We start from the raw sequence: 16590 nt of genomic DNA, 5'->3' as shown, positions 1-16590 counted from the left end.
TCATTGAGGGCAAAATCATTACCACCAGCGACGTTCGCCAGCAGCTTGCCGCTCATCTGACGCGTCTTTGGCGTTATGGACTGGTATTGTCGCGCGACCGGGATCTTGCTGAAGAACTGGTTCAGTCCACCTGCGTACGCGCGCTCGAGAGGGGCGCGCAGTACACCTCTGGTACGCGCATCGACAGATGGCTGTTCTCTATCCTGCATTCCATCTGGATCTCTGAGCTGCGCTCGCGGCATGTGCGAATGGGGCAGGGGTTCGTCGCCAGCGAAGATTTAATTGCCCCGGATTACCGTGAGCAGGATGACGCTTGTCTGCATTACCAGGCCATCATGCAGCGGGTAAATGCACTGCCGGAAGCGCAGCGCAATACGGTGTTTTTGGTCTATGTTGAAGGGTTTACCTATCGGGAGGCGGCCCAGACGTTAGCGGTTCCGATTGGCACGATAATGAGCCGACTGGCGACGGCACGGGCAACGCTGGCTAAATCCGCTGATGCGCAGCCTCCAAAAAGGGAGAGACATCCATGAAATATCCTCCGTATAACGACGATGCCATTGTTGCCTGGCTTGACGGAGAGATGAGCCAGGACGATGCGCGTACGTTTGAGGCGCAGTTGCGAAGTGATGAGCAACTTTCCGAACGTACCGCGGAACTGATGAAAAGCAATCAGGACTTTAAACGCGCGTTTGCCCCTTTGCTCGATGAAGCCCCGCTCGCGCGGATGCAGGAAAACCTGGAAAGGCATCTGAATAAAACCTCTGCGCCAGCGTCAGGTATCCGTCGACGCACGCTGGTGGCCGCCTCGATCGGTTTTCTGGTGATGGGGGCGGGGGTTGGCTATCTGGTGCGCCCGCTGAACAGCGCACGAAGCGAAAACGAACATATTCGCGATCTCGAGGCGCAATATATGGCGCTTTACAGTGTTGAGACGTTGCTGGATATGGACAGTTCAGCGCCGGTTTTGCAGCGCGGGCTTGCTCGCGCCGCTCAGGATGTCGGGCTACAACTGCGTGAGCAGCAGCTCGAACTTCATGGCGCGGAGCTGAAAATGGTGCGGATGCTGCGCTACGACAAGATGCCTATCGCCCAGATTGCCTGGGTGCACGTCGATTACGGCCCGATGGCGCTGTGCATTTCGCCACAGGAAGGCGGAAATTCGACGGAGATTCGCAGTGAGCAGCGCCACAGCATGAATATTGCCTGGTGGAGCAGAAGGGGATATCAGTTTGTCCTGATTGGCCGTAACCCGGTGTCACACCTACAGAAAAGCGCGCGCCAACTGTACGCTGCGCTTTCTCAATGAGGCTTTTAAAACGCGGCTGAGTCGCGTGTCATTCGTTGCCCCGTGTTCACCAGAATGCCTTAAACAGACGCGTAAAATTGTCTGGCGAAATCTTCCATGGGGATGGGCTTACCGTATAAATACCCCTGCAAAAACGTCACGTTACGCGCTTTCAGATACGCGGCCTGAACTTCATTTTCTACCCCTTCCGCCACGGTTTGCAGGTGTAATCGGGAGGCCAGATCGATGATATTGTCGATGATATGAACAGAGTGCGAATCAATGCCAATATTGCTGACAAAGCTTTTGTCGATTTTCAGGACATCCACGTTGAAGCTTTGCAAATACTTGAGGCTGGAATTCCCCATGCCGAAATCATCAATGGCGATCAGTACTCCCAGCTTGTGCAGTTCCGCCACCAGTCTTTCCGTTGCGCTATCCGTGACCAGTAATTCCCGCTCGGTGAGCTCCAGAACCAGCTTAACCGGATTGTCACTGAATGCCTGGATGAAGGCCCGGCAGTCCTCCACCAGATTGAAGTCTTTTAATTGACTGGCGCTGATATTGAATGCGAAATGGAAATCCTTCGGCAGCAAATGAACCAGCGGTACAAACTGTTTACGCACCTGGGTCATCAACATCTGGGTCATCGGCATAATGAGGTTACAGCTTTCCGCCAACGGGATGAAACGGTCCGGTGGGATAATGCCGAGTGTAGGATGTGACCAGCGCATTAAAATCTCGCAGCCGATCCAGTGCGTATGCTCTCCGGAGACCACCGGCTGGAAATAGGGAATAAACTCCTGGAGTTCCAGTGCCTGCCGCAATTCATGTTCTGGCGTGATATATCGACCTGACCAACGAAATACACCAAAACCCACAATAACGGCCAGTAACAGCCAGGCGAAAAGCGTGAACCGGGAGAAGATCCAGAAGTAATGGACATAATTCGCCGGGGAAATAACGGTCACTATCCGGAAAGGATATCGGGTCGAGGCCTGCTCCAGATACCCCGACATGCTGGATGAGAACTGAGGAACCGTAGATGTCTGCCACTGCTGTTGACCGACGGCCAGGCCCAGCGGCAAATTGATGCTCATCACATTGAGTTCGGAAAGAATGTGATCGCCATAGAGTCTGACCACAATACTGTCATTGCCGAGGACCATCCGATAGATAATCAGCGGCTGGCCTTTTCTGACCCGGGTGTCGCTCATCAGATAGAGCATCCCGTTGGTATAATTATCAACGTTGATATTTTCTAAATTGTTACCGTACAGAGATGAGCAGTAAATTTTGTTTCCCTGAGCCAGATTGACGCTACGCACGTCCTGTGAGTATGCCACCTGCATCCTGAGCTGGAATTCCACTGACTCAAGACAGGGTTTGCCGAGATTATCTTTTACGGCGAGCGACGCATATTTGGCGCTGTCCAGCGTCCCTTCGACCAGTTGTCGGGCGTGGGTCATCCGCAGGGTGGTGGTTCGCTTGAGATTTGATGCCGTCTGCCAGAAGGTGCTGACTAACCCTAACAGGATACAAAATAACCCCACCAGAATGGCGCGAACCAGTCGGTATTTGAATCGACGCTTCTTTAGCAGACCAAACGGCATAACATTGTCTCTGTACCGCAAGTTAACTTTATCGTTTTACCATCTTGCCATCAAAAGAGGGTGACCGAATCTGTTATTGTTTAAAAAACATTATTAGTGTGACTATTCAGTGGTAAGGTCGCAGCCACGAGTACAGACTGTCTGTGAAACGCTTCGTGGCTCAGAAACGAAATAACCTGACGAGTCATCTCTTTCTTAAATTCAGCGATAAGGGGCCGGGGACAGGCGGCGTTTAATGCGTGAAAAGGGCAAATTAACGTGGGTTTTTAGGCGAGTAGAGTGGTGGCCATTATGAAGCGACAAACTTCAAAAACCACCAGAATAGGGAATGTTCAGCCAATTTCCGGCATTACTTTTTGACCATCGTCTGCGTTTTTTCAACTTCCTTCAGACCACCTTCATTCACGGCATTGGTATAGCCCATATCTTTGAGTAAGGCCTGGGCTTTACCGGACTTATTGCCCGTATTGCAATACAGATGCAGGGTGTCGTTTTTATCCTGAGTGACTTCACTGATGCGTTGGTCTATCTGGGAAAGGGGAATATTCACTGCACCGCTGACATGGTTTTCCTGAAACTGGCTGTCATCACGAACGTCAATCCAGTGCTCAGCCGCGAACAAAGAGGTAGACGCTATCAGCAGGCTGCTGGCAAGGAGTAGTTTTTTCATCATTCGGGTTTGTTGAACCATCTTAATGGGTTTCCTTTATGGTTTAGGTGAAATATTGCCATCAAATTCAATTGTGATGTCATGAAAATTAACGGGCTAGACTCTGACGATGAAAACAGTACAGGAACAAAAGAGAAAAAACATTGCAGACACGCGGGTTTTTAAACGCTTTTTGGGCTGGACTGACTCACGACAGCTGACATTTTTTCCTCCACACCGCGAGGCCTTTTTGTGCCCTCCGAACTCCCGTCCGTCAGGGGATTATGTATAAAAGGGTGATTGCATCAATGTAACCTCTTAAATCGATAGCGATTTCTAAAAAAATCACCCTCCGTACAGCTTCTGTTAGGCATGTGTAATTCAGAATTTATCGATCTAAATATTGTAAGTTGCACCCAACGTGCTGCGTGGTGGTATGTATTTTGATGTGGTTTTTTCGCAGTTCAATCACCTGGCATTGTTCATGTACAGGACCTTTAGCAATACAACATTTCTTAAAAGATAGAAAAGCCCTGCCGAATGAGGTTCAAAAGGCAAGTTTGGTTGTTTAAAACCGTTCCCGTACGAACTCAAGAGCCTCTGGTTGCATTGTGATGCGCTTGTTTATGAGGTCTCAACGTAAAAGAGGAATGGGAGAGAGTGAGTGTATTCACCTCTAAAACAGCGAAAACTCGCCGGTTATCCTCCTGAATTATTGGTATTGCATACTCATTGTTAATGATAAGTAAATTTCATGGCTAACAAGACACAAAAGAATAAAGGTCAAGTCATTGCACCTGAGCAAGGCAATCTTTTCCCCACGATAGAATTAGGGCAGGTACAGGAATTCCGCTTATTGCACGCCTCTGTGGACGGTGCGATGGAGAGGATCTCGAGGATACTGGAGCAATTTTTGCGTTCCGTTGGCTGTCTTCGCGTTGAGCCGCTTGAACTGACATTTCGTGAATTATCCCCCGTCGAACGAGAGCAGTGGGTGTGGTGCGCCGCACTCGCGCCGCACGGCGGTCGTGCCAGAAAAATGTTTCGCTTTGGCGTACATCGGGCGGCGGTGACCGCGATGACGGAAACGGCGCTGGGCCTCAAGCCGGGGACGCAGATTGAGGCGAACGGCGATCAGCCGCCAAGTGAAACTGAGCGACGTTTTCTGAATCGGATGGGACAGACCCTGACCCAGGGGGTCAGAACGGAATATCCCGCTTTGCACGATCTGGACTGGCAGCAGCAACCTACAGATTCCCCGGAAAAAAAGGGGCTATGCCTGACGTTGCGGCTGGTTTTTCAGGATCAATCCTGGCCGCTTACCCTCTACTGGCACATGGCGTTTTCTGAACTTCTGGAGAAGGTGACTGACCCGAAACCGGTGGCATCGCCCATTACCCGGCCACAGCTGGAAGCATCATTGCGAAAAATTCCTGTCCAGCTCAAGACGACCTTGTTCAGTACCAAACTGACGATGGTCGAGCTGGAGCAATTTCTGCGAGGGGAAGTGCTTCCCGTTGCACCGCTGGAGCGGGTGACGCTGGGCTGTGGGAGTTTCTCAATCGGTGTCGGTCAACTCTATGATCGCAATGGGCACCTGGCATTTCAACTGCATGACGTGTCTCAACAGACACCTTAAATACCCTCTGGAGGTTTTGAATGGCTAAAGAATCGAAAATGGATCTGGATATGGCCGGATTGGATGTTGAGGGATTTGACGATCTGTTTGCCAGCGAGGGCGACGCACTTAACGAGAGTGCGCCAGAAGAGAGAGTCGTTGAAAAACGCCCTTTATCTTTCTTCCATCGCTTGCCGGTGACGCTTTCCCTTGAAGTCGCAAGCGTTGAGATCCCGCTGGAAGAGTTGATGACGCTGGCCGAAGGGGCTGTCGTTCAAATGAATAAGCTGAGCCACCAGCCGCTGGATGTGAAGGTCAATGGGGTGTTGATCGGTGCCGCCGAAGTGGTCATCGTCGAGGGTCACTACGGATTGCGGATGACCGAGTTGTTTGATGACATCAACTGGTCAAAGCTGGCGTGATGTAATGAAAACAGTGCTTCTCCTGTTGCTCACCCTGGTGCCAGCATCCGCCTTTGCCAGCGACGTCCCTCTCCTGACCATTACCGGTGGCGAGGGTCAGCAGGACTTTTCGGTCAAGTTACAGGTCCTGCTGTTGATGACCGTGCTGGGATTACTTCCCTCCATGCTGTTGTTGATGACCTGTTTCACCCGAATCATTATTGTGTTGGGGATATTGCGCCAGGCGATAGGTTTGCAGAGTTCTCCCCCGAATCGTCTGCTGATCTCTATCGCGCTCAGTATGACCCTGTTGCTGATGAAACCCGTCTGGCAGGATATTTATCAAAATGCTTTCGTCCCCTACGACGAAGACAAGATGACGCTGATGCAGGCGGTATCCAGGGCTGAGCAACCGCTGCGTAAATTTATGCTGGCGCAGACGAGAAAGACCGATCTGGATTTGATGCTGAGGGTGGCGGGAGAGGCGCGTACGACCTCGGCGCAGGAGGTCAATTTCTTTATTCTGATGCCCGCATTCGTACTGAGCGAATTGAAGACGGCATTTCAGATAGGATTCATGCTGTTCATTCCGTTTGTGGTCATTGACATGGTGGTGGCCACGGTACTGATGTCGATGGGGATGATGATGCTTTCCCCCATCATCATCTCATTGCCGATCAAATTGATGGTGTTTGTCCTGGCAGATGGCTGGAGTATGGTGGTCAACACCCTCTCGATGAGCTTCGGGGGGATTCAGTGACGCCCGATAACCTGATGGCGATGATGGTGGAGGCGACTTACACCATCATCATGCTGGTCTGCATCATTGTTCTGCCGGGCATGCTGGTGGGGTTGCTGGTGAGCATTATTCAGGCGGTGACCCAAATCCAGGAGCAGACCCTGAGTTTCCTGCCCCGCTTTGTCGTGACGATGCTGATGATCGTCTTCGCGGGACAGTGGATGGTCAGACAAGTGCTGGAGCTCTTCTCCAGCATCAATCAGTACATTCTTTTATCCCTGCGCTGACCATGCTTGAGATATCTGCTGCGGAATTATTGCAGGCATGGGGGCGTGTCTGGTGGCCATTCTTACGGATTGGCAGCGCCTTTGCCGTCCTGCCGTTGCTGGGATACCCGCTGATTCCCATCCAGGTTCGCGTCTTGCTGGCGTTTCTGATTGCCGTACTGGCGGCCCCCCTGTTGCCCGCCATGCCTGCTGTCGATCCTATGTCGTTGAATGCCGTTTTGCTGAGCCTGGAGCAGATCTTTCTCGGGGCGATGATGGCGCTATTTCCGGTGTGTCTGATTCAGGTGCTGGTCATGGCTGGCGAGCTGCTTTCCATGCAGATGGGCCTGAGCATGGCGCGTATGAATGACCCCGTTAATGGCCTTGCCATTCCGGTGCTGGGAAGTTTCTTCAGCAATATGGGATTGTTGCTCTACGCCAGTATGAATGGCCACCTGGTAATGCTGGAGGTGCTGGTTGAGAGTTTCAGGGTCTGGACGGTAGGTTCTGGTCCGTTCAACGTGGATTCTTCCAGCGTGATCCAGCTGTTTTCCTGGCTGCTGGCGGCTGCGCTGATGCTGTCGTTGCCGGCGATGGTTGCGATGTATCTGGTCAACTTCACCTTTGGGGTGCTCTCAAGGGTCGCTCCGTCCCTCAATATCTTTGTCCTGGGTTTTCCTATGGCCCTGTTATGCGGGTTATTTTGTATTTTGTTAATTATCAGTGGATTACCGGATCGATTTTCCGATCTGGCGCACAGCATATTCCTCAGCGTGCGCGGCTATTACGGGGGTGAGGGATGAGTTCGGAAAAAACCGAGAAGCCCTCGTCGCACCGGCTTGGCAAAGCGCGCGACAAGGGGCAAATTCCACGCTCCAAAGATTTGGGCATGGCGATCATCCTGGTCGTCATCGCATCTCTGGCGCTGCCGCTTTTTGCCCGGTTGGGTAACGCGTTGAGTCAGATACTGACGTTTAATTTGTCCCTGACCCATGAGGAGGTTCACGATCCCGCTCAGATGCTCAGCCACCTGGGTCAGAGTCTCATTGAGACACTGCTGGCGCTGTTACCGCTGGCGGGGCTCATTATTGCCGTCGGCGTACTGGCGCACATCGTGATGGGCGGATGGAATTTTTCCCTGGAACCCCTGCTTCCCCAATTCTCCAGGGTAAGTCCAATGAAGGGATTTAAACGGATCTTTGGCATGCAGTCGTTGGCTGAATTTACCAAGTCGGTACTGAAAATAGTCGTGATTTCCGCCACCGTTCTGCTGTACGTCAGGACTGAATCAGACACTATTGCCGCCCTCTATTATATCGGGTTGAAGGATTCCGTCAGAATGGGAATGGCCATCCTGGTCGATGGCATTTTTTATATGGCGCTGGCGATGTTGGCGATCGGTATTCTTGATGCTCCTTACCAGCAATGGAACCATTTGCGCGGGCTTCGGATGAGCAAACAGGAGCTGAAAGAGGAGCACAAAAATCTGCAGGGTAACCCGGAAATAAAAGGGCGTATCCGGCGGATCCAGATGTCGATGGCGATGCGTTCAATGCGTCGTACCTTACCGGATGCCGATCTGCTGCTGATGAACCCGACTCACTATGCGGTTGCTATCAAATACGATCCGGCGCGCTGTGATGCTCCCTTTGTGATTGCCAAGGGGGAAGACTATATGGCGCTGCAGATGAGATCTCTGGCGCAGTCATTGGGCGTGGAGGTTCTGGAGATCCCGGCCTTGGCCCGTTCCGTCTATCACACGACCCGTGTGAACCAACAGATCCCTCCCGGCCTGTACGTCATCATGGCGCAATTGCTGCACCATGTGCTGCGTCTGAAGGCCTTTCGTCAGGGCAAGGGCGACCAGCCAGCGCCGCTCTCGTCAGTCGAGATCCCAGACTCATTAAGATATTGATGGTGACCCCGTGAAACGTTTGACCACTCTTTTTTCCGGTACATCGCGCAGTTTTATTGCGATACCTTTGCTTATCCTGTCGCTCCTGGCGATGATCGTGCTGCCATTGCCTGCGTTTTTGCTGGATGGTTTTTTCACCTTCAACATCGTGCTCTCCATCATCGTGCTGCTGGTCGCCCTGTCTGTCCGGCGGCCACTTGATTTCTCGATCTTCCCGACCGTATTGCTGATTGCCACGTTGCTACGCCTGTGTCTGAACGTGGCGTCAACCCGCGTGGTGCTGCAGTTTGGTCATGAGTCTCCTGATGCCGCCGGTAAGGTCGTCGAGTCGTTCGGTAAGGTGGTGATTGGCGGCAACTATGTGGTGGGGATGGTGGTGTTCTTCATCCTGATGATCATTAACTTTATTGTCATCACCAAGGGTAGTGAGCGTATCTCGGAAGTCGCAGCCCGCTTCACCCTCGACGCGTTACCCGGTAAGCAGATGGCTATCGATGCCGACCTGAATGCCGGAATGATCGATCAGCGCCAGGCCAAGGAGCGACGGGACGAGATTGCCAGGGAAGCCGACTTCTATGGCTCGATGGACGGTGCCTCCAAGTTTGTTAAAGGGGATGCGATCGCCGGTCTTCTGATCCTGTTTATCAACCTCTTCGGTGGGGTTGCCATCGGGGTCTTTCAGCATGGGCTCAGCTTCTCTGAGGCTATGGGCGTCTATAGCCTGCTCTCCATCGGTGACGGTCTGGTGGCGCAGATTCCTTCGCTGATGCTGGCTGTGTCTGCGGCTATCGTGGTCACCCGCGTCTCCGATTCTGACGAAGATATCACCGTCCAGTTCGGTGAGCAGTTGCTGGCTTCTCCAGCGGTGATCATGACCGCCGCCGCCGTTATGCTGGTGATGGGGCTGGTGCCGGGAATGCCGACGCTGGTCTTCCTGCTGTTTGCCGGTATCCTGGGTTATGCCGCCTGGCGCAGTCGAAAACAAAAAGCAGAAAAAGTCGCACCTGCCGATCAGGATCAGATGGAGCGCTTTACGCGCCCCATCGAGAATGAGCTGGGGTGGGGGGACATCCCGTATACCGATCTGCTCAGGCTGGAGTTGGGTTATCAACTGATCTACCTCGTCGACCGGGACAAGGGGGCTGAATTACTGCAACGCTTGCGTGGCGTGCGCCAGACGCTTTCCGAACAAGCCGGTTTTCTGCTCCCCGAAGTCCGGGTCAGGGACAACATGGGGCTCAAACCAAACCAGTACGCCATCTATCTTAATGGGGTTAAGGTCGCCGTGGCGGACGTCATGCTGGACAGACTGCTGGCGATTAACTCGGGGGAGTTGCTGGGGGAGATCCCAGGCTATCTGGCCAAGGAGCCGGTTTATGGCATGGATGCGGTCTGGATCCAGCCTGCCGACAAAGCCAGAGCGCTCAACTTAGGCTATTCCGTTGTCGATGTTGCGACCATCATTGGTACTCACATCAGTAAGATCATCCGCAGCAATATCGGCGTCCTGTTGCAGCTTGACGATGTACACCATCTCCAGCAGAGACTCAGCCAGATGGCGCCCAAACTGGCCGAGGATCTTACCGCTAAGTTGACGGCAAACCAGCAGTTGAAGGTCTACCGCAATTTATTGACCGATCAGGTTTCCCTGATGGACGTGCGGACGATCGCCCAGAGCATGGTGGATGGGGCCGAAATCACCAAAGATCCCATGTTACTGGCGGCGGAAGTCCGCTGCGCCCTGCGCCACACGATCCTGCACGGGTTGATCGGGACGACGACGACGGTACAAGTCTTCACCCTTTCTGACGAGCTGGAGAACATTCTGCTCAATGCCGCGACGCAGGCGCAACGCAACGGCGGTGTACCGGCTGACAGCTTCCCCATTGAGCCTCAGTTACTGGCGCAGTTGCAAAACCGTATGCCCAGTGTGAAGGAGCAGATGTCGTTGCAGGGGTGGTCGCCGATCTTGCTGGTGCTACCACAATTACGTCCTCTGCTCGCCCGTTATGCCCGCACCTTTGCCAAAGGGCTGCACGTTCTGTCATTTAACGAGGTTCCCGATGAACTCCACATTGAAGTCAAAGGGATCCTGGGTTAAGGCGATGCTGGCCGGGGGACTGTTGACCCTGTCACTCCCGCTCATGTCGCAGGAAGTCCCTCCCCGACAGGGGGAAGGGGCGGCGATGAACTGGCAGTCGCGTCACCCGAACGTGGCATTATATGAGGGTCTTTATCGCAAAGAAGCGGTCAGGATCCAGGGGCTGATGACGCGCTCAGCCCCCTCCATCCGCTTCATCGTCACCCAACTTCAGCGGCGCAAATTGCCGCTGGAACTGCTGTTTGTGCCGCTTGTCGAGAGCGGCTACGACCCGTATGCCGAATCGCCTGCGGGGGCGGTCGGCCCCTGGCAGTTGATGCCCAAAACGGCGAAGCAGTATGGTGTGATCCGCTATGACTGGTACGACGGGCGCAAGGATTTGATCTCCTCCACCCGTGGAGCGCTCAATTATCTGAGTTATCTGTATAACTTGTTCGGACGTGACTGGTTACTGGCACTGGCTGCATACAATGCCGGGGAAGGGACGGTTCAGAATGCTATCGAGCAAAACAAAGCGAAGGGCAGACAGACCGATTTTTGGTCCCTGTCTTTACCAGACGAAACCAGACAGTATGTGCCCAGGTTACTGGCGTTGGTGCGCTTATACCGGACCGGCCATCTTCAGTTACCCGCAGTACCCGAGGCGTCCCGTCTGGTCGCTCTGCATGTTGAAGATGGCGTCAGTCTGGCCTGGCTGGCCAGAAAACTCGGGCGCAGTACGGAAGAGTTGGGTTTTTACAATGCGGGGCTGGAAAATGCAGTAGCGCCCCGGGGCAGCCGCATTGCCCTGCTGTTGCCAGCGGGCTGGGGTGTACGGGCGCGTCAGGTGCTGGGAACCCGCAGTGACAATCTCCCCCAGCCGCAAGAGAAAGCACCTCCCCAGATTGCAAAGCGGCGAGCGCTCCCCGACAAGGATCTGGAGTCCCTGGGATGGGGTGTTGGGCTGTGGCAGAGAACGCCAGGGGCGGTGGATCTCTATTCAGCGCGTCCGGCGAACGACAAAAAGAGCACCCAGGATGAGGGGGCGAAGAAAACGGCGTTGCCGCAGACAACGTCTCTCGGTTGGCGTTCCAGCATTGAGCCACTGAGTCAGTGGAATCGGGTGAAGACGGAGAATCCCGTCACACCACAGACGACGTCGCCCTGAGCCGTCCAGGACTATTTTTTATCGCTGTCGGATGCGCCGAGGGTTTCAAAGACTTGCGCAAACTCCGCAGGCGGCGGCTGAGGATCTTCCCGGGTCAGGTTGCTGATTAGGGTGATCTGCTGTTGGGTGATTCCCAGCAGTAAACGTTGGTCTTCCACCTGTACCAGCACCAGTTTCTCTTTCATGCCCAATGAAAGTACCGACTGGATCCGCATCTCTCCTCCGCTTCGCCAGTTCGTGCGCGCTCTCTTCCTCGCCAGCAGAAATACCACGGTACCGATCAGCAGAACGGCCAGGCAGGTGATAAACCACGGCTTGAAGGCGCTAATGTCCTGGTTCAGCGGCGCCGCCAGCGCGGGCAGCGGTAACAGCAACAGACAGAGTAGATACATAATAGAACTCCGGATCAAATAAAGGTGGGTACGGCAGACGTCGCGAGGAATACGCGGTCTGCCGGTAACGCCGGGGATGGGGGCATCAGAAGATGCCTTTTGCCCTGACTTTGCGCACTTTGGCTGCCGTTTCCGAAAGATCATGCCGCTGGACCTCTCCGGAAACCTGGGGAGCCGGGGAATGACCCGGTGCCGGGGCTGACTGAACCTGCCCACCCACATGCGTCAGTTTGTCGAGGAGATGTGCCTGCTGTTGTAAAAGCCCGTTTTGTTCCTGCAACTGCTGCGCCAGCATATCGACGCTGGCTTGCAACGCATCTCGCAGCTTACGTTGACCCGTCGCTTTACCCAGCGCGCTGAGCAACGGGTTGAGCTTATCGGCAATCTGGGTGGCCAGCTCGTCCGGCGTCAACTGTCCGGACGGTTCCGCCGTTGACGCCTCGCGACCGGCGATGAGCCGGTGTTCCTCCAGACTGTGCTGGAGAAACTCGCTGTTCAGATTGTTAACTTGCAGATTTCGGGAGAGAAATTTGACCAGATTGGGTTCCAGCAGGCACAGCAGCAACCCTGACAGATAGATGTCTTTGTGCAACGGCAGACTGAAGAAATCAAAATTGTCCGTCTCTTTGTTCAGGATTTCAGCGCGCTGATACCAGCGCTGTAATGTCGCCAGCGCCAGATTATCACTCGCCTGCTGTGGATCCAGCGTGAGGGTTACCTGGACTTCTCTGACTGAATTAGTCATTGCTTGCCTCTGACGTGACCGGCGTTTCGCTGAACACTTTATCTTCATCGCTGATGTAGAGGCAGATTTCGCGAGAGAGTGCGAATTGGGACTCTTCGACCAGGATCACGCGTTTGCCCAGGGTGGGATAACTGGCCTGAATGGTGGGGTAGATAAGGTTTGCGCCACCGCCGACCAGGTAGACCCGGTTAGGGTTACGGGCAAACTTTTTCGCCTCTTCTGCAACGAAGTGCCCCAATTCCTCAATTTTGCGCTCAAGTTTCTCCAGAATCCGGGGGATCTGCGACTCATCGTTGATCACTTCACGCACAAAAACATCATCGTGGCGGTGCTTGATCAGTTCGTTTGCCACCAGATAGCTGGAGTCGCTGTCGGCGGCGGCCAGCGCGGTGCGGGCGGCATCCGTGATCAGGGAGACACCGAGCGCGCGGTTGCCGTAGACCTCGGAAACTTCGTCAAATTCACCCACGATCAGCCCCATATCCAGGGTCGTTCCGCCACAGTCGATAACCAGCGTTTTGGTGTACGGGTTGACCCCTGAATTGACCAGTCGGGTAAGGATGGCGGGCAGGCTTTCGGGCATTACATCAACGCTGACGATGTTGAACAGCTCCCCTTTATTCAGACTGATGGGACGCATCAGGTTCTGCTTTTTGCGCTCAATGTTCGCTTCGTTACGCTGACAGTCATCTTGCTGATAGTACTCGGTAATGGGCAGCGTCACGGTGATCGCGACATCACAGGGAGGAAGACCGGTCTGGAGCAGGGCGTGATGCACCGCCAACAGGTTGAGATCGCCATACTGATAGTCGATGTGCGTGGTGGAGAGGGACTTCTCTGACGTCGGATCGTAGGTGTATTTGTTGATCCCTATTTCGTAGTTGTAGACCATCTTGCCTTTGAGCAGGGCGGCGCTCTTCCAGTCTTTGCGAAATGAGTTAGGCGAGATGATGCTTTTCAGGGTTTTGTTGGCTATCCAGCTAACCTTGACGTTGGTCGAACCGTCATCGATGGCGATCTTAAGTGGCTTACGCATGGTTGTGTGTCTCAATAGGGTTCAAAAAGGGTTGTGATGGGTTTACGGCTTAGCGCTTATCCCGCGCTGCGAGCCGCACCTGGTTGAGCGCCAGCTCATCCAGGATCTTTTGTTCTTGCCTTTGTGTTTCAAAGGACTGCCGGACCCGCTGTCGTTCGAGGATGATCTCGCTGCTTTTTCTGGCGACGAAGGCGTCCAGCACGACTTTCTTCTGTTGCGCGATGGAGAGTTTGAGCGCGACTTTTTCTTCGTGCTGCTTATCAATGAGGTCGCCCAACTGGCGGTGCATGATGTTGCGGTTATGCAGAGCAAAGGCCGAGCCGTAGGTGGGCAGTCGCGACATCTCGCGGCGATACTGCCCGAGGACGTCGAGGGAACGCTGGAGTTCGACGTTGCGCGTTTCCAGCGTCGTCAGCGCCTTGCTCTCATTGTCCAGCTTGTGGCTCTGCAGGCGGTGCAATGTACTCAAGGATTTCATCGTTTATCTTCCTCCATTAGCGCCTGTAGCAACGTCTGGGTCTGTTGCAGATTTACCCCCTGTTGGGCAGGCTGCTGTAAATACTCCAGCATCTGCGGGAACAGGGTCACGGCTTTGTCCATTTCCTCGTCGTGACCGGCCTGATAACCGCCCAACGGGATCAGTTCGCGCACCTGTTGATACAGGCTGTAATAGCGGCGAAACCGTTGGATTTGCTGAACCTGGGCGGTGGAGCAGATTAACGGAATGACGCGACTGGCCGACGCGGCGACATCAATGGCCGGATAAATCCCCTGTTCGGCGATATCACGACGCAGGACAATGTGACCGTCGAGGATCGCTCGCGCGGCGTCCGCAATCGGATCGTTGTGGTCATCCCCTTCGACCAACACGGTGTAGATGGCGCTGAGGCTGCCTTCCGGGTGATAGCCGTTGCCTGCCCGTTCTACCAGTTGCGGCAACTGGGTGAAGACGGAGGGGGGATATCCTTTGGTGGCTGGCGGTTCACCCAACGACAGGGCGATTTCGCGCTGAGCGATGGCATAACGGGTCAGTGAGTCCATCAACAGCAGCACGTGTTTGCCCTGATCGCGAAAGCTTTCGGCAATCCGGTGGCAGACCTGGGAGGCTCTGAGTCTGAGCAGGGGAGAAACATCGGCAGGGGCAACCACGACAACCGCCTTGCGGCGTCCCGCTTCCCCGAGCGTATGTTGCAGGAATTCGGCAACTTCGCGTCCGCGTTCCCCGATCAGACCGACCACGACCACGTCGGCATCGGTATAACGGGTCATCATGCTGAGCAGCACGCTCTTGCCCACGCCGCTGCCCGCAAACAGTCCGATTCGTTGACCGCGACCCAGCGGCAATATGCCGTTGATGGCCTTCACGCCGACATCCAGAGGGGTGGTGATGGGCTGGCGTGCGAGCGGATTCAGCGGCGGTTGATGCAAAGAAATGCGTTCTCCCGTCAGAGGGCCGAGACCGTCCAGAGGGCGACCCAGACCATCCAGGATGCGACCGAGCAGCGCGGGCCCGACCACCAGTTCGCTGTCTTCTTGCAGCGGTGAGACGCGGGCACCAGGGAACAGGCCGGTAACCTGCTCGACGGGCATCAGAAAGGTGCGATCCTGATTAAAACCCACCACTTCGCTCTCGATCCAGGTGCCATTGCTGGTTTCAACGAGCGCGCGTTGCCCAATAGAAAGGGGGCATCCTGTCACTTCCAGCAGCAGGCCCGTGACGCGCACCAGCCGCCCGTAAATCTGGGCGGGAGGCACCTGATACTCGTCCTTTTCAAGTTGATTAAGCAACGTTTTCAGGGCGCGCATGGGGTTAAGCTTTTAAGTCTTCGTCGCTGAACTTGTCTGCGGGCAGCGAAAGAGAAGAGAAGGTCTCCTCCTGGCGCCAGGGCAAGTTATGCGGCGTGATTGTGGAGGATATCGTCTGGCTTTCCGCGGTGATGGCGGGCGCCTCCAGTGCGTTCAGCTCTGGGGTATCGACCAGCTGTCGACGCAACTGATCGACACACAGATCGATGCGTGCATCCAGTTGGCTTTCCGCTTCAGCGAGCCCTGTCTGAATATGGAAGCTACCGGCGGAGAGCAGGGGATCGGATTGCAGATCCCAGTTTTTTAGTGCTTCCGGTGCACATGCCTTGAGCAGCGTGTGGGTGCCTGGATCCAGGCGGATGGAAATCGCGCCCTGCGGCTTCGGTAACATCGCCAGGGTCTCTTCGATAAGCCCAAGGATCTGCGTCGGATTGAGCGCGAGTTCGGCGCGCAGTACCTGTCGGCAGATCTGTGAAATCAGGCGGCAGAGGGTTTCCCTTTGCCCGGTCAGCGTCTCTTGCAGTGTGGCCTCAAGGGAATCATAGAGCTGGCCAACCTGATGAAATGCGTCATCCAGTTTAGGTTTGCTCTCTTCGTAAGCTTGCTGGCTCCCGGCTTCTCGCCCTTCCTGCATGCCCACCTGAAATCCTCGCTCCTGGCCCAGAGGATGACCTTGCTCTAACCCCTGGCGCAGCCCTTCAGCAAAACCGGCATCGCGACCCTCTTCCATCAGGGCCTGATATTTGGCCGCGATCTGTTGTGGGGAGGCATAAGGTTGCTCCTCCGGCAGGGGCTCCTGCTGGGATAACGGTGGAAAATGGTAGCGATGGACACTGCGTGGGGGGCCGTCTTTTTTGCCAGGCTGTGACATGGG

The 16590-nt window shown here is 54.6% G+C and carries 18 protein-coding genes; 10 read left to right on the top strand and 8 right to left on the bottom strand.

Annotation, left to right across the window (positions count from 1 at the left end):
• Positions 1-2: 2 nt before the first annotated feature.
• Positions 3-533 (top strand): sigma-70 family RNA polymerase sigma factor, encoded by a 531-nt coding sequence (locus AC07NP_RS16300; protein ID WP_494661126.1) that lies wholly within the window; start codon positions 3-5, stop codon positions 531-533.
• Positions 530-1309, top strand: a complete 780-nt coding sequence (locus AC07NP_RS16295) for an anti-sigma factor family protein (RefSeq protein ID WP_494661081.1) — start codon at positions 530-532, stop codon at positions 1307-1309. Before AC07NP_RS16300 ends, AC07NP_RS16295 begins: the two co-directional genes overlap by 4 nt.
• A 59-nt stretch (positions 1310-1368) precedes the next feature.
• On the opposite strand, the gene AC07NP_RS16290 is transcribed toward AC07NP_RS16295, so the two are convergent.
• Positions 1369-2901 (bottom strand): EAL domain-containing protein, encoded by a 1533-nt coding sequence (locus AC07NP_RS16290; RefSeq protein ID WP_494661080.1) that lies wholly within the window; start codon positions 2899-2901, stop codon positions 1369-1371.
• Positions 2902-3250: 349 nt separating this feature from the next.
• Positions 3251-3574 (bottom strand): thiosulfate sulfurtransferase PspE, encoded by a 324-nt coding sequence (gene pspE / locus AC07NP_RS16285; protein WP_494661125.1) that lies wholly within the window; start codon positions 3572-3574, stop codon positions 3251-3253.
• 730 nt (positions 3575-4304) lie between these two features.
• On the opposite strand from pspE, the gene AC07NP_RS16280 reads away from it, so the two are divergent.
• The 8 genes from AC07NP_RS16280 to AC07NP_RS16245 all read left to right on the top strand — a co-directional run bounded on the left by AC07NP_RS16280 (position 4305) and on the right by AC07NP_RS16245 (position 11737).
• Complete coding sequence (locus AC07NP_RS16280; RefSeq protein ID WP_494661079.1) at positions 4305-5189, top strand: FliM/FliN family flagellar motor switch protein; 885 nt, start codon at positions 4305-4307, stop codon at positions 5187-5189.
• Between the two features lie 20 nt (positions 5190-5209).
• Entirely contained in the window at positions 5210-5590 is a 381-nt protein-coding gene (locus AC07NP_RS16275) for a FliM/FliN family flagellar motor switch protein (protein ID WP_494661078.1), read from the top strand.
• 4 nt (positions 5591-5594) lie between these two features.
• Positions 5595-6329: a flagellar type III secretion system pore protein FliP gene (fliP, locus tag AC07NP_RS16270; RefSeq protein WP_494661077.1), complete on the top strand. Its 735-nt coding sequence runs from the start codon at positions 5595-5597 to the stop codon at positions 6327-6329.
• Positions 6326-6595 carry a flagellar biosynthetic protein FliQ gene (locus AC07NP_RS16265; protein ID WP_494661076.1) on the top strand — a complete coding sequence of 90 codons (270 nt, stop codon included), beginning with the start codon at positions 6326-6328 and terminating at the stop codon, positions 6593-6595. The genes fliP and AC07NP_RS16265 overlap by 4 nt, the downstream gene beginning before the upstream one ends.
• A 2-nt stretch (positions 6596-6597) precedes the next feature.
• Positions 6598-7377 carry a flagellar biosynthetic protein FliR gene (gene fliR / locus AC07NP_RS16260; protein WP_494661075.1) on the top strand — a complete coding sequence of 260 codons (780 nt, stop codon included), beginning with the start codon at positions 6598-6600 and terminating at the stop codon, positions 7375-7377.
• Positions 7374-8489 carry a flagellar biosynthesis protein FlhB gene (gene flhB / locus AC07NP_RS16255; RefSeq protein WP_494661074.1) on the top strand — a complete coding sequence of 372 codons (1116 nt, stop codon included), beginning with the start codon at positions 7374-7376 and terminating at the stop codon, positions 8487-8489. Before fliR ends, flhB begins: the two co-directional genes overlap by 4 nt.
• 91 nt (positions 8490-8580) lie before the next feature.
• Positions 8581-10590 carry a flagellar biosynthesis protein FlhA gene (locus tag AC07NP_RS16250; RefSeq protein ID WP_370552336.1) on the top strand — a complete coding sequence of 670 codons (2010 nt, stop codon included), beginning with the start codon at positions 8581-8583 and terminating at the stop codon, positions 10588-10590.
• A complete protein-coding gene (locus AC07NP_RS16245) occupies positions 10553-11737 on the top strand; it encodes a transglycosylase SLT domain-containing protein (RefSeq protein WP_494661073.1) in 1185 nt (394 codons plus the stop codon). The genes AC07NP_RS16250 and AC07NP_RS16245 overlap by 38 nt, the downstream gene beginning before the upstream one ends.
• Before the next feature lie 11 nt (positions 11738-11748).
• Here the strand turns inward: AC07NP_RS16245 and AC07NP_RS16240 are convergent, their stop codons facing one another.
• The 6 genes from AC07NP_RS16240 to AC07NP_RS16215 form a co-directional block, all read right to left on the bottom strand.
• Positions 11749-12129 (bottom strand): FliO/MopB family protein, encoded by a 381-nt coding sequence (locus AC07NP_RS16240; protein ID WP_494661072.1) that lies wholly within the window; start codon positions 12127-12129, stop codon positions 11749-11751.
• Between the two features lie 85 nt (positions 12130-12214).
• A complete protein-coding gene (locus AC07NP_RS16235) occupies positions 12215-12874 on the bottom strand; it encodes a hypothetical protein (protein ID WP_494661071.1) in 660 nt (219 codons plus the stop codon).
• Positions 12867-13910 (bottom strand): plasmid segregation protein ParM domain-containing protein, encoded by a 1044-nt coding sequence (gene parM, locus AC07NP_RS16230; protein WP_494661070.1) that lies wholly within the window; start codon positions 13908-13910, stop codon positions 12867-12869. Before parM ends, AC07NP_RS16235 begins: the two co-directional genes overlap by 8 nt.
• Before the next feature lie 49 nt (positions 13911-13959).
• Entirely contained in the window at positions 13960-14388 is a 429-nt protein-coding gene (locus AC07NP_RS16225; protein WP_203358788.1) for a flagellar FliJ family protein, read from the bottom strand.
• Positions 14385-15716 (bottom strand): FliI/YscN family ATPase, encoded by a 1332-nt coding sequence (locus AC07NP_RS16220; protein ID WP_494661069.1) that lies wholly within the window; start codon positions 15714-15716, stop codon positions 14385-14387. Before AC07NP_RS16220 ends, AC07NP_RS16225 begins: the two co-directional genes overlap by 4 nt.
• Positions 15717-15720: 4 nt before the next feature.
• Complete coding sequence (locus tag AC07NP_RS16215; RefSeq protein ID WP_494661068.1) at positions 15721-16587, bottom strand: FliH/SctL family protein; 867 nt, start codon at positions 16585-16587, stop codon at positions 15721-15723.
• Between the last annotated feature and the right edge of the window lie 3 nt (positions 16588-16590).

This window comes from Citrobacter sp. GW821-FHT07H02 (assembly GCF_059418505.1).
Note: the sequence above shows the minus strand (reverse complement) of the source record. Positions and strands in the feature narration are given on the sequence as shown.